This is a genomic window from Burkholderia sp. Cy-637 (assembly GCF_011753175.1).
Lineage (GTDB): Bacteria > Pseudomonadota > Gammaproteobacteria > Burkholderiales > Burkholderiaceae > Burkholderia > Burkholderia gladioli.
Genome location: NZ_VWWC01000192.1, coordinates 1 through 12,816, shown reverse-complemented (window position 1 = coordinate 12,816; position 12,816 = coordinate 1). Strand labels below are relative to the sequence as shown.

13 protein-coding genes are annotated in these 12,816 nt (G+C 70.6%); 2 read left to right on the top strand and 11 right to left on the bottom strand.

The annotated features are described in order from the left end of the window. The first annotated feature begins 294 nt into the window (after positions 1 to 294). Together F3J10_RS30780 and F3J10_RS30775 are read left to right on the top strand one after the other, a co-directional pair. On the top strand, positions 295 to 873 hold the full coding sequence (locus F3J10_RS30780) for a phosphatidylglycerophosphatase A (protein ID WP_345791245.1): 579 nt from the start codon (positions 295 to 297) through the stop codon (positions 871 to 873). Positions 874 to 894: 21 nt separating this feature from the next. Continuing rightward, positions 895 to 1,395: a CinA family protein gene (locus F3J10_RS30775; protein WP_013696612.1), complete on the top strand. Its 501-nt coding sequence runs from the start codon at positions 895 to 897 to the stop codon at positions 1,393 to 1,395. Positions 1,396 to 1,492: 97 nt separating this feature from the next. Here F3J10_RS30775 and pyrF read toward each other — a convergent pair whose 3' ends face one another. From pyrF to mtgA, 11 genes are all read right to left on the bottom strand, one after another. Next, positions 1,493 to 2,320, bottom strand: a complete 828-nt coding sequence (pyrF, locus tag F3J10_RS30770; protein ID WP_167243687.1) for an orotidine-5'-phosphate decarboxylase — start codon at positions 2,318 to 2,320, stop codon at positions 1,493 to 1,495. Between the two features lie 77 nt (positions 2,321 to 2,397). Then, on the bottom strand, positions 2,398 to 3,489 hold the full coding sequence (locus F3J10_RS30765) for an aldose 1-epimerase (protein WP_166914109.1): 1,092 nt from the start codon (positions 3,487 to 3,489) through the stop codon (positions 2,398 to 2,400). Positions 3,490 to 3,535: 46 nt separating this feature from the next. Further along, positions 3,536 to 4,324: an SDR family oxidoreductase gene (locus tag F3J10_RS30760; protein WP_036048303.1), complete on the bottom strand. Its 789-nt coding sequence runs from the start codon at positions 4,322 to 4,324 to the stop codon at positions 3,536 to 3,538. 19 nt (positions 4,325 to 4,343) lie between these two features. Beyond that, positions 4,344 to 5,360 (bottom strand): L-arabinose ABC transporter permease AraH, encoded by a 1,017-nt coding sequence (gene araH / locus F3J10_RS30755; protein WP_025096812.1) that lies wholly within the window; start codon positions 5,358 to 5,360, stop codon positions 4,344 to 4,346. 73 nt (positions 5,361 to 5,433) lie between these two features. After that, positions 5,434 to 6,945, bottom strand: a complete 1,512-nt coding sequence (araG, locus tag F3J10_RS30750; RefSeq protein WP_166914111.1) for an L-arabinose ABC transporter ATP-binding protein AraG — start codon at positions 6,943 to 6,945, stop codon at positions 5,434 to 5,436. 100 nt (positions 6,946 to 7,045) lie between these two features. Beyond that, on the bottom strand, positions 7,046 to 8,041 hold the full coding sequence (locus F3J10_RS30745) for an arabinose ABC transporter substrate-binding protein (RefSeq protein ID WP_013696606.1): 996 nt from the start codon (positions 8,039 to 8,041) through the stop codon (positions 7,046 to 7,048). Between the two features lie 166 nt (positions 8,042 to 8,207). Beyond that, entirely contained in the window at positions 8,208 to 8,987 is a 780-nt protein-coding gene (locus F3J10_RS30740; protein WP_013696605.1) for an SDR family oxidoreductase, read from the bottom strand. Next, positions 8,984 to 9,664 carry a 2-dehydro-3-deoxy-6-phosphogalactonate aldolase gene (locus tag F3J10_RS30735; protein WP_166914113.1) on the bottom strand — a complete coding sequence of 227 codons (681 nt, stop codon included), beginning with the start codon at positions 9,662 to 9,664 and terminating at the stop codon, positions 8,984 to 8,986. Before F3J10_RS30735 ends, F3J10_RS30740 begins: the two co-directional genes overlap by 4 nt. 32 nt (positions 9,665 to 9,696) lie before the next feature. Beyond that, entirely contained in the window at positions 9,697 to 10,701 is a 1,005-nt protein-coding gene (locus F3J10_RS30730) for a 2-dehydro-3-deoxygalactonokinase (protein ID WP_025096816.1), read from the bottom strand. Then, positions 10,698 to 11,633: an IclR family transcriptional regulator gene (locus F3J10_RS30725; RefSeq protein WP_025096817.1), complete on the bottom strand. Its 936-nt coding sequence runs from the start codon at positions 11,631 to 11,633 to the stop codon at positions 10,698 to 10,700. The genes F3J10_RS30730 and F3J10_RS30725 overlap by 4 nt, the downstream gene beginning before the upstream one ends. Positions 11,634 to 12,032: 399 nt before the next feature. Continuing rightward, positions 12,033 to 12,788, bottom strand: a complete 756-nt coding sequence (mtgA, locus tag F3J10_RS30720) for a monofunctional biosynthetic peptidoglycan transglycosylase (RefSeq protein WP_167243686.1) — start codon at positions 12,786 to 12,788, stop codon at positions 12,033 to 12,035. Positions 12,789 to 12,816 lie beyond the last annotated feature (28 nt).

Genomic DNA, 12,816 nt, shown 5'->3' with positions numbered 1-12,816 from the left:
GTTTCGCCTGGATCGACCAGCGGCGCCAGCGCGCCAAGGATGGCGCCGCCACCTCCGACGAGCCGTCCTCGTGGCGGCTCGCGCTACGTCTGCACCCGCCGCATTGCACGCATTGAGGCTGCCGGCCGCCCCGCCGCCCTGCCGCTGATCCCCGCCGCATCCGAGCCGCCGCCGGTGCTCGGGGCCGACGAATCGAACGCGGCGCCGGATTCGCGCCAGACTCGCGGTCGCGCTCGCCAGCCGGATCACGCCCCCGCCCCCGACGACGGCCCCGCCCTGCACGAGATCCACGAGGTGCGGGACGTCCACGACATCCACGAGATTCGCGACATCCACGACGAGGCGCGGCCTGCCCCGCGCCGCGCCAGCGCGCCCTTCATGCGCTCGCATCCGCTGCACCTGGTCTCGCTCGGTTTCGGCACCGGCCTCGCGCCGTTCGCGCCCGGCCTGGTCGGTTCGCTGTTCGGCTGGCTCAGCTTCGTCGCGCTGGCGCCGCACCTGAGCCCGGCCGGCTGGCTCGTGCTGATCGCCGCCGGCTTCGCGCTCGGCCTGGTCGCCACGCACCACACGGCCCGCGCGCTCGGCGGCGGGCGGCCGCGCGCGATCGTCTGGGACCAGATCCTCGCCACCTGGATCGTGATGCTGCTGGTCACGCCGGCCAGCTTCGGCCAGCAACTCACCGCCTTCGTGCTGCTGCGCCTGGTGCTGCGGCTCAGGCCGCCGCCGATGCGTCGCTTTGACCGCCGCTTCGACCCCCGCTTCGATCACCGTTTGAAAGCTGGCTTTGGCATCATGATCGACGACCTGGTCGCCGCGTTCCTCACCCTGCTCGCGATCGCGACCTGGCACGCGGTGTTTTCCACCCCTGGCTGATTTTCCCGGATACCACTACGCATGCCGACCGATTCCGTCGTCCACCAGCTCGCGATCCGCGCCGGCAACAAGCTGCGCGACGAACACCTGATGCTCGCCACCGCCGAGTCCTGCACCGGCGGCATGATCGCGACCGCGATCACCGACATCTCCGGCAGCAGCGGCTGGTTCGAGCGCGGCTTCGTGACCTACTCGAACCAGGCCAAGAGCGAGATGATCGGCGTGCCGCCCGAGCTGATCGAGCGGCACGGCGCGGTCAGCGAGCCGGTCGCGCGCGCGATGGCCGAAGGCGCGCTGCGCAACAGCCGCGCCCAGGTCGCGCTGTCGGTGACCGGCATCGCCGGGCCGGGCGGCGGCTCGGAACTCAAGCCGGTCGGCACCGTCTCGTTCGGCTGGAGCAACCGCCTGCATACCGAGGTCGAGACCCTGGTGTTCCGCGGCGATCGCGAACAGATCCGCGTGCAGGCCGCCACGCACGCGCTGCGCGGCCTGCTCAAGCTGCTCGACGAGCGCGAGCGTTGAAGCCGCCTCGCAGCCCGGTCAAGCCCATGAAAAAAGCGCCCCGCGGGGCGCTTTTTGCTGTCTGCGTGGCCGGCGCGTCTGCCGGCCGGCGCATCGCTCAACGATGCGCGTTGATGGTGTCGCGCGTGGTCTGCGCGACGCGCCCGGCGGCCTCGGCGAAGTCCTCGTCCTTGCTCGCGTAGAGGATCGCGCGCGAGGAGTTGATCATCATGCCGCCGCCGTCGGCCGTGCGGCCGGCGGCCACCGTCGCCTGCACGTCGCCGCCTTGCGCGCCGATGCCGGGAATCAGCAGCGGCATCTCGCCGACGATGCCGCGCACGATCTCGATCTCCTTCGGGAAGGTCGCGCCGACCACCAGCGAGAGCTGGCCGGTCTTCGCGTTCCAGCGCGTGGCGGCCAGCTCGGCCACTACCTGGTAGAGCGGGCGACCGCCGGTCTCGAGGAACTGCAGGTCCGAGCCGCCCGGGTTCGAGGTCCGGCACAGCACCACCACGCCCTTGTCCTCGTAGGCCAGGTAGGGCTCGATCGAGTCGTAGCCCATGTAGGGATTGACCGTCACGGCGTCGGCCCGGTAGCGCTCGAAGGCCTCGCGCGCGTATTGCTCGGCGGTGCTGCCGATGTCGCCGCGCTTGGCGTCGAGGATCACGGGCAGGCCCGGGTGCTGCAGGTGGACGTGGGCGATCAGCCGTTCGAGCTGGTCCTCGGCGCGATGCGCGGCGAAGTAGGCGATCTGCGGCTTGAAGGCGCTCGCGTAGGGCGCGGTCGCGTCGACGATCTCGCGGCAGAAATCGAAGATCGCCTCGGGGCGGTTCGCGAACTGGGCGGGAAAGCGCGTCGGTTCGGGATCGAGACCGACGCAGAGCAGGGAATTCGTGCGCTGCCAGGCGGCGCGCAGCGTATCGATGAAGGTCAGCGGAGCGGACATGTTTCGCGGCGGGTCGTTTGAGGAATGGCGCGTATTTTACCCGCAGCGCCCGCTTGCCTCTGGCGCGTGCCGCCGTTTCAGCGGGTTTCGGCCGCTTTTCCAGCCGTTTTTTCTGCGCCCGGTTCCGCCGCCTTGGGCGCGCCCGCGCGCGGATCGGCGCGCTCCACCGTGAAGCGGAAGCGCCGCGTCAGGCGCTCGCCGGGCCCGAGCAGGGTCATGCCGTGCGCGTCGGCGCCGCCCGGCAGGTTCACCGCGTTGATCGGGTGATCGACCGGCTCGAAGCAGAAGAAGCGCTCGCCCGGCGGCGTGTAGAGCACGTAGCAGTCGGCATCCGACTCGATCGCCATGCTCAGGCCGCGCGTGGGCCAGGCCACCGTGGCGCGCCCGCCCCAGCCCGTGAAGGCATGGTTGACCAGGGTCGAGGGCAGCGGATAGGCGATGCCGAACTGCCAGGCCGGCGGCACGTTCACATGGCGGCGCGGCAGCCAGTCGGGGCCGGACAGCCACAGCCCGTTGGCGGCCGCCGCCAGCTCGGTGCGCTCGTCGCGCACGATGAAGGGATGCACGCCGAGCCCGAACGGCAGCCGTTCGGGCCCGCAGTTCTCGATCGCCAGCGCGATCGTCAGGCTGGCGCCGTCCAGCGCGTAGGACTGGGTGGCGCGATAGGCATAGGGGCTGCCCTGGCGGCGGTCCAGCGACAGTTGCAGCTCGGTGGCCGAGAGATCGTCGATCTGCCAGCGCGCGAGCCAGCCGTCGCCGTGGATCGGCAGCGGCTCGCCGCTGCGGTTGCGCGGCACCTCCACGCGGCGCCCCTCGCAATCGAAGGCGCCCGCGCCGATCCGGTTCGAATAAGGCAGCAGCGGGTAGCAGCCGAGCGCGTTCGGGTCGGTGCCCGCCTCGACGTGCTCGCAGCCGCGGAAGATCGGCGTGGTGGCGCCGTCGCCGCGCCAGTCGAAGCGCGCGATGCCGCCGCCCAGGTGCGGCACCACGTCGAGCCGCAATTCCGGGCTGGCCAGCGTGACGGCCGCGTCGGCCGCCGCCAGCACGCCTTGCGCGATGCTCGCGGTCTGCGGGCCGGGGCTGACCGGCTGCGCGGCGGCCGCCAGGCGCGCACGCCGCGTGCGCGCGGCGGCCGGCGAGGAAGAACTGCCCAGTGTCGAGCTCGTCATGGTCGTTGCTCCTGTGCGCGTCGCGCGCGGCAATGCGGGTGCCGGATCAGGCCCAGCCGCCGTCGACGACGACGTCCTGGGCCGTCATCATACGACTGTCGTCGGCGGCGAGAAACAGCGCCGTGCGCGCCAGGTCGTCGGGCAGCAGCTCGGCATCGATGCACTGCCCGGCCTTGATCGCCGCGCGGCCCGCATCGTCGAGCCACAGCCGGCGCTGCTTGTCGGTCATCACCCAGCCCGGCACCAGCGCATTGACGCGGATCCCGAACGGGCCGAGGTCGCGCGCCAGGGTGCGCGTGAGCCCCTGGATCGCGGCCTTCGAGGTGGCGTAGACGGGATAACCGCCGTTCTTGAGCATCCAGCTGATCGAGCCGAGATTGATGATCGAGCCGCCGCCGAGCGACTTCATGTCCTCGATCACGGCCTGCGCGGCGAAGAACTGGTGCCGCAGGTTGACCGCGATCGCCGCGTCGAACGACTCGGGCGTGACTTCCTCGATGCTGTGGCGCTTGTCGTTGGCCGCGTTGTTGAGCAGCACCGCGATCGGGCCGGTGCGCGCGCGCAGCTCGACGATCGCGCGCCGCAGCGCGTCGATATCGGTGATGTCGGCCGCCACGAACACCGGCGCGTGGCGCGACTCCGTGAGGCGTTCGGCCAGTGCCGCGCCGGCCTCGGCGTCGAGGTCGAGAAAACCCACCCGCGCGCCCTGCGCCGCGAAGTGCTCGACGAAGGCCGCGCCGATGCCGGTGGCGCCGCCCGTGATCAGCACCGCGCGGTCGGTCAGGCTCGGGTAGCGCGCGCCTTGCGCGGCATCGGCCGTGATCGCTTGATTCATCTGCCTGTCCTCCGCCGCGTCAGTCGCGCGAACCGCGGTTCTTCAACTGGTCGAGCAGCACCGCCGCCAGCAGGATCGCGCCGCGCACCAGGTACTGGTAGAACGCGTCGATGTTGAGCAGGTTCATGACGTTCTCGACCGTGCCCATGATCAGCACGCCGATCACCACGCCCGAGATGGTGGCGCGCCCGCCGAGCAGGGACACGCCGCCCAGCACGCAGGCCGAGATCACGTTCAGCTCGAAGCCCTCGGCCGCGTTCGGCTGGCCCGAGGTGATGCGCGAGGCGAGGATCACGCCGGCCAGCGCGGTGACCGCGCCCTGCACCAGGAAGATCCACACGCGCGTGCGCTCGACGTTGATCCCGGCCAGCCGCGAGGCTTCCGGGTTGCCGCCGATGGCCAGCGTGTTGCGGCCGTAGACGGTCTGGTTGAGCATCACGCCGAACACGATGAAGCACAGCAGGGTGACCCAGATCGGCAGCGACACGCCGAACAGGCTCAAGCCCCCCAGCGCGATGAAGGTATCCGAGGACACGCCCACCGCCTGCCCGTGCGAGACGATGAAGCCCAGGCCGCGCACGATCTCCATGGTGGCCAGGGTGGTGATCAGCGCGTTGATGCGCAGGTAGGCGATCACCGCGCCGTTCACGAAGCCGATCGCGGCACCGGCGGCGATCGCCGCGACGATGGCGATGAAGGTGTTGTCGGTGGCGTTGAGCACCATCGCGCACAGCACGCCCGAGAAGGCCACCGTCGAGCCGATCGAGAGATCGAAGTCGCGCGAGGCGAGGCAGAACATCATGGTGCAGGCCACCATGCCGATCTGCGAGATCGACAGCGCGAGGCCCAGCATGTTGTCGATCGAGAAGAAATGATCGACCGTCACGGACATGGTGACGAACATCACCGCGAAGATCACGATCAGGCTGTAGTCGGTGACCTGCTGCCACCACTTCTGCTTGTCGTTCTTCTGCGGAATCAAGGCCTCGGCCGCGGTCTTGGCGGCTGCCTGCGTGAGATTTTCCCTGGCTTGCATCGTGTCGCTCCCTGCATGGGCGCGGAATCGCCGCGCCGTCTCCCTAACTCGTTTCGTCCGTGAGCGCGCCGCGTCAAGCGGCCTGCTCGGCCGGCCCCTGCGGCAGCGCCAGATTCAGCACCACCTGTTCGTTCGCCCCCTCGCGCGTGACCTCGCCGGCGATCCTGCCCTCGCGCATCACCACGATGCGATCGGACACGCCGAGCACCTCGGGCAGCTCCGAGGACACCATCACGATCGCGCAGCCGCGCTCGGCCAGCTCGTAGATCACCTGGTAGATCTCGTTCTTGGCGCCCACGTCGATGCCGCGCGTCGGCTCGTCGAGGATCACCACCTTCAGGTCGGGCTCGGCCAGCCAGCGCGACAGGATCGCCTTCTGCTGGTTGCCGCCCGACAGGAAGCGGATCTTCTGCCGGCGGCTCGGCGTCTTGATCTTGAGCAGCTTGATGAAGCGCTCGGCCGTCTCGGCTTCCTTGCGTCCGTTCAGGAACATGCCGGCGCGCAGCGAATGGCGGCGGCAGCTGATGTTGATGTTCTCGGCGACCGTCGCCATCGCGACGATGCCCTCCTCCTTGCGGTCCTCCGGGCACAGCACGATGCCGTGGCGGATCGCGTCGCCGGTGCGGCGGATCTCGATCGGCTTGCCGTCGAGCACCAGCGCGCCGCCGCGCTTGCGATCGGCGCCGTAGATCACGCGCATCAGCTCGCTGCGCCCCGCGCCGACCAGGCCGAAGAAACCGACGATCTCGCCCGCGCGCACCGAGAAATCGGCCGGCGCCTTGAGCGCGTCGCCGGCCAGCGCCTTGACCTCGAGCCGCGTCTGGCCGAGCGGCCGCGGCCGGTAGTGATAGATGTCGTTGATCTCGCGGCCGACCATCTGGCTCACCAGCTGCTCGCGCGGCACCTCGGCCAGCACCGCGTGCGAGGCGATCCGGCGGCCGTCGCGGAAGATCGTGCAGGCGTCGCAGAGCCGGTAGATCTCGTCCATGCGGTGCGAGATGTAGATCAGCGCGCGGCCCTCGGCGCGCAGGTCCTCGACCAGCTTGAACAGCACCTCGGTCTCGCGATGCGAGAGCGAGCTGGTCGGCTCGTCGAGCGCGATCACGCGCGCGTTGCGCATCAGCGCCTTGCAGATCTCGACCATCTGGCGCTGCGCGATCGACAGCTTGCGCAGCTTGGCCTGCGGATCGAGATCGACGCCCATCGCCTGCAGGCGCTCGCGCACGTGGCGGCGCGCATCGCCCTTGCGCACCCAGCCGAGCGCGTTCGGCAGGCGGCCGAGCAGCAGGTTCTCGGCCACCGTCAGGTCGGGCACGTATTGCAGCTCCTGGTGGATCACCGCGATGCCGGCGCCGATCGAGGCCGCCGCGCTCGTGAAGCGCACCGGCTGGCCGTCCACCAGCACGCTGCCCGAATCGGGCTGGTACTCGCCGCCGAGAATCTTCAGCAGCGTGGACTTGCCCGCGCCGTTCTCGCCCATGAGGCCATGGACCTGCCCGCCGTGCACGTCGAACGAGATGCCGTCGAGTGCCCGCACGCCGGGGAAGACCTTGCCGATATTGTCGAAACGCAGAACCGCAGCCAACTTCGCCTCCACTTCGTTGCCGGGCCGCCGCAGCACGCGACGGCCCGCTTTCACTTCAAGCCACTACGCGAATCGCGCTTGAATCACGCGTGAATCGCGCTTACTTCGAGGCCAGGCCCATCTCGGTGCGCACCATGCCGACGTTCGCGCGCGTGGCCAGCATGCCGGTGGTCAGCGTCAAGAGCGGCGGCATCTTGCCCTGCGTGATCCACGCGTACATCAGGTCCGAGGTTTCCTCGCCGTGGCGCTTCGGGCTGATGATCACGGTGCCGTAGAAGCCGGTCGGCTGCGGCTTCTTGAACTCGCTGAGCGCCGAGTCCGAACCGCCGATGCCGATGCCGATCATGTTGTCGGCCTTGAAGCCGCGGCCCTCGGCGGCGCGCACGGCGCCCAGCACCGCCTCGTCGTTGAGGCCATAGGCCACCCAGTGCTTGAACTGCGGGTTCTTGGTCAGCGCGATGTTGGCCGCGTTGAAGGCGTTCTCGGTATCGGTCTTGGCTTGCGGCGCCGCGATCACGTTGGCCTTCGGGAAACCGGCCGCCACCAGCGCGTCGGTCGCGCCGCTGGTGCGATCGTGCGCGGTCGGCAGCTGCTCGTAGGTGATGTCGATCGCGCCGACCTCGGCCATGTTCCAGCCGCGCTTCTTGATCTCGGCGGCCAGGCCGTCGCCGACCTGCTTGCCGATGTTGTAGGCCGAGATGCCCATGTGCGGCACCGACTCGATCGGCTTGCCGCTGCCGTCCACCAGACGGTCGTCGACCGTCATCATCTTCAGGTTGTGCGACTTGGCCTTGGCGACGATGCCCGGCCCGAGCTTGACGTCGGGCGTGCAGATGATGAAGCCCTGCGCCTGCTGCGCCGAGAGGTTGTCGATCGCGCTCATCACCTTCTCGCCCGAGGGCGCGCCGATCTTCACCAGCGTGAAGCCCTTGGCCTTGGCGGCCATTTCGGCGAACTTCCACTCGTCCTGGAACCACGGTTCCTCGGGCTGCTTGACGAGGAAGCCGATCTTCACCGGGTCCGCCGCCTGGGCGAACGGGGCGCCTGCCAGCACGGCCGCTGCCGCCGCGAGCGTGACAAAGGTTCTGCGTTTCATCTGTGTCGTCTCCTGTGATGCCATTCAAGGTCCGGCCGCCTGGTTCTGTGCCGCGGCACGCGCGCGGCCGTCGCGTGCCGCGGTCTTTCCGAGATACTGCGGGTGCTGCCTTGCTGCGAATGCTGCGGGTGCTGCCCGCCGCCTGCCCGCCTGGCGGGCGCCGGCCTCAATCGTGGTAGAGCGCGGTGCGCCCGCCGTCGATCGTGATGCAAGTGGCGTTGATGAAGGGCGCCTCGTCGGAGGCGAGGAACACCGCCGTCATCGCCACTTCGTCAGGCCGGCCGATGCGCTTCATCGGCTGCAGCGCGAGGGTCGCCTCGCGCGCCGCGGCCGGATCCGCCTGCGAATTCCACCAGTCGTGCGTGAGCTGGGTCTCCACGTAGCCGGGCGCGATCGCGTTGACGCGCAGGTTGCGCGGCGCGTATTCGATGCCGAGCGCGCGCGTCAGGCCCAGCACGCCGTGCTTGGCGACCGGATACGGGAAGCAGCCCGGGATGATCTGGAAGGCATGCGTCGAGGCCACGTTGACGATGCTGCCGCGACCGCGCTCGACCATGCCCGGCAGCGCCGCGCGGCAGCCGTTCCAGACGCCGTCCAGGTCGACCGCGAAGCAGCGCCGCCAGTCCTCGTCGCGCATCGTCAGCGGATCGCAGAACACGTTCACGCCGGCGTTGTTGACCAGCACGTCGAGCGCGCCGAACTCGCGCTCGGCCAGCGCCACCGCCTCGGCCACCGAGGCCGGCTCGGTCACGTCGGTGCGATGCGCGAGCACGCGCGCGCCGTCCACCTCGGCGGCGATCGCGGCGGCCGCCTCGTGGCCCGCGCGCTCGTCGAGTTCGGCGATCAGCACCGCCGCGCCCTCGCGCGCGAAGGCCAGCGCGATCGCCGCGCCGATGCCGCGGCCGGCGCCCGTCACCAGTGCCGTCTTGCCGGCCAGCCGATTCATTTCGCGGCCCCGCTGCGCGCGATCGCCAGGCCCTTCACATAGGCCTGCGCATGCCGCGCCGTGGTGGCCGCGTCCTGGCCCGGCTTGTAGAGCGCCGAACCCAGGCCGAAGCCGTTGGCGCCGGCCGACAGGTACGGGCCCATGTTGTCGGGCGTCACGCCCCCCACCGGCACCAGCGGCACGCGCTTGTCGATCACCGCGCGCCAGGCCTTCACGGCCACCGGGCCGAGTTGCTCGGCGGGGAACATCTTCAGCACGTCGGCGCCGGCGCGCAGCGCGGCGAAGGCCTCGCTCGGGGTGGCCACGCCGGGCGCGGCGGCCATGCCCAGCGCCTTGGCACGGCGAATCACCTCGGCATCGGCATGCGGCATCACGATCAGCTCGCCGCCGGCACGCGACACTTCGTCGACATACTCGGGACGCAGCACGGTGCCCGCGCCGACCAGCACCTCGGCCGGCAGCGCGGCGCGCAGCGCGGCGATGCTGGCGAACGGATCGGGCGAATTGAGCGGCACCTCCAGCAGCCGGAAGCCGGCCTCGACCAGGGCGGTGCCGTGCTCGACCGCTTCCTCGGGCCGCAGGCCGCGCAGGATCGCGATCAGCGGGCAGGCCGCGAAGGCGCGCGCCAGGCCCTCGTGCGGGGCATAGGGGGCGGGCAGCGTCAGTTCGGATGACATCGTGTCGATCTCCTCGATTCGGTGGGCCGGGCTCAGCCCGGCGTGCAGGCGGCCGCGCCGATCAGGCCGGCCTGCGTGGCGATGCGCCAGAGCCCGCGCTCGGTGGCGCGCTCGACCAGGCGCGCGCCGTCACAGCCGAATTCGCGCAGCGCGCTCAGGTAGCGCGCGCACAGCGTGGCGTCGCCGATCAGGCGCGGCGGCTGGGCGGCCAGCGTGGTGCCGACGCCGGCCAGCATTGCCGCCAGCGCGTTCAGTTCATGGCCGATCAGCAGCCCCGACAGGTAGTCGCCCTGCGACTCGGGCGCGAGCTGCCCGGTCAGGCCCAGCGTGCGGGTGCTGAAGATGGTGGCCAGCAGGCCCGCCTCGCGGCCCTCGCGGGCCACCGCCACGCCGCGCCGGAAGGCTTCGGCATCGGCATGCTCGCCGGCGCGCATGGTGCGGCCCAGGATGGTGTGGTCGCGCAGCACGGCGAACAGCTCGCCCGTCATGTAGGTGCGGAAGCGCTCGATGCGCCCGGCGCGGACCCAGGCCCATTTCGCATGCGTGCCGGGCAGGCCGATCAGCGCGCCGGCCGCGCCGCTGGCCAGCGCCGGATCGTCGGCCAGCGCGCCGACGATCTGGGTTTCCTCGCCGCGCATCACGTCGGGCAGCGTGCCCGCCTCCAGCACGCCGGGCACGATCGCCACCGGCACGCCGCGCGCCGACTCGACGCGGATCAGGCCGGCCGCCAGCGCGTCGGCATCCACCGGCGTGTTGACGTAGGGCGCCTCGCGCCAGCCCTGCGCGCTGCCGACCATGCCCGCGGCCAGCACCGGCAGTTCGGGCCAGCGGTCGAGCCAGGCGCCGCAGGCGGTCTCGAAGGCGGCGTCGAAGGCCGCCGCGCCGCCCGCGCGCGGCAGGCTCATCACGCCGGCCGCGTGGGCGCCGGCCTCCAGCACGCTGCCGTCGGCCGCGAACAGGAAGGCCCGCATCGAGGTGGTGCCCCAGTCGATCGCGATCAGCGCCGGCGTGGCGGGGTTCGGTCGGTCCATCGTCATCGCTTGATCCTGCGGGTCGTTTGCGGCGCGCTCCAGCCGAGCTCCGCCGAGATCGCGCGCGCCTCGCGCTGCACGATCGGAATCAGCTCGTCCATGCGGTCGAGCGGCATGTAGGGAATCGTGCTGGCCACCGAGACGGCCGCCACGATCGCGCCCGAGGCGTCGCGCACCGGCGCGGCCACGCAGCGGATCGAGGCCTCGTTCTCTTCCAGGTCGAAGGTGTAGCCGCCGGCCGCGTAGTGCGCCATGCGCTGCAGGAAGGTGGTCGCGTCGGGGCGGCGGTCGGGCTTGAAGCTGACGCCGGCCAGCGAGCGGCGCGAGGCCTCGAACAGCGAGGCCCAGGTGTCCGGCGGCAGGTCCAGCATCATCGCCTTGCCGATCCCGGTCGAGGCCAGCGGCATCCGGTGGCCGATCCGCGAGCGCATCTCCAGGCCGCGCGTGCCGGGGATCTTGTCGATGTAGAGCACGTCGTCGCCATCGCGCATGCCAAGGTGGATGGTGTCGAGCGTGGCGTCGGCCAGCGCCTCGAGATGCGGGCGCGCCACTGCCGTCAGCGGCATCTGCTCCAGCGCGATGGTGCCCAGCTCGATCAGCTTCGGGCCCAGCAGGTAGCCGCCCTGCACCTGGCGCAGGTAGCGCGCCTGCACCAGGCTGCTCACCAGCCGGTGGGTGGTGCTGCGGGTGGTGCCGAGCGCCGCGCCGATCGCCCGCATGTCGCGCGCGCCGCCGGCGATCGCCTCGAGGATCGCCAGGCCGCGCAGCAATGTCTGCGTGCCCGCCTGCTGCGCCGCCAGGTCGAGCGGCGAACCGGTCGCGCCGATGCTGTCGGACAAGGCGTCGAGCGCGGCGCCGGAGGCACGCGCGTCGTGCGAGGCGCCGTTCGAGGCGGAGGCGCCGGCATTCGGCGCGAGGGAAATCGGTGTCTTGTTCATGGATGGCTCGGGTCGCTGTAATGGGCGATCACGAAGCGGCAGGCCTAGACGGCCCGGGAACGGACCAAGGCACGCGGAACGGCGAACTGTTGAATCGGCTTCATCGCTTGTCTCCTGGTTGCCGCGGCTGCGGATCCCTGGTTCGGATCTCGCGCCGCTGCATATCGATTGGTTGCCGATTGTAGAGGCCGCTCCCGCCGTCTCCAATATTTGAATGCATCGCCCAAATATTGAGATATTCGCAGAAAACGGCGCTAGGGTGGAACCGGTTTCTCGAAGATGCGCGACGATGCGGGTCGAATGCGGCAAGGACCGGTCGAGGCCGCGGCACGCGATGTCGGGAGGGGAAGCCGGTGTTGCGCGAGCGGGCGAACGGCTGGCGCCGTCCTTCCCCTCACCTCATTGCGAGGCAGGCAGCTCGGCGGCGCCCATGCGCCGCGCGATCACGCGCGTGCGTTGAGCGAGATACGGGGAATTGCGATGCGCGTCGAAGAACTTCGGGTTGGGCAGCATCACCGCGAGCCGCGCGGCCTGCCAGGCCGTGAGCTGGCTGGCCGGCACCCGGTAGTAGTAGCGCGCGGCGGCCTCGGCGCCATACACGCCGCGACCGAACTCGACCGAGTTCAGGTAGATCTCGAAGATCCGCTCCTTGTCGAGCAGGGTCTCGAGCATCCAGGTGATGATCAGCTCCTGCCCCTTGCGCAGGTAGCTCTTCTGGCTCGACAGGAACAGGTTGCGCGCGAGCTGCTGCGAGATGGTCGAACCGCCGGCGACGATGCGTCCGCGCGCGCGGTTCTTCTCCCAGGCCTGCAGGATCGCGTCGACCTCGTAGCCGTTGTTGCTGGCGAAATCGGCATCCTCGGAGGCGATCACGGCGCGCTTGAGATTGCGCGAGATCTGCTCGTAGGGCACCCACTGGTGCTGGATCGCCACCGGCGGCGTGTCGCCCTTGAGGCGCCAGGCGTCGGCCCGCATGAAGGCGGTCGAGCCCGGATCGATCACGCTCCAGAGCGCGATCTGCGTGAAGTAGTAGAGCTGGGTGACCAGCCAGGCGCCGGCCAGCACCGCCGCCACATAAACGGCCCAGCGCGCCAGGCCGCGCCGCCGCGCCTCGCGGCCGGGGCGGGCCTTGCCGGCGCCGAGCGGGATCACCATGCGCAACGGCCGGCGAAGCTGCCGGCGA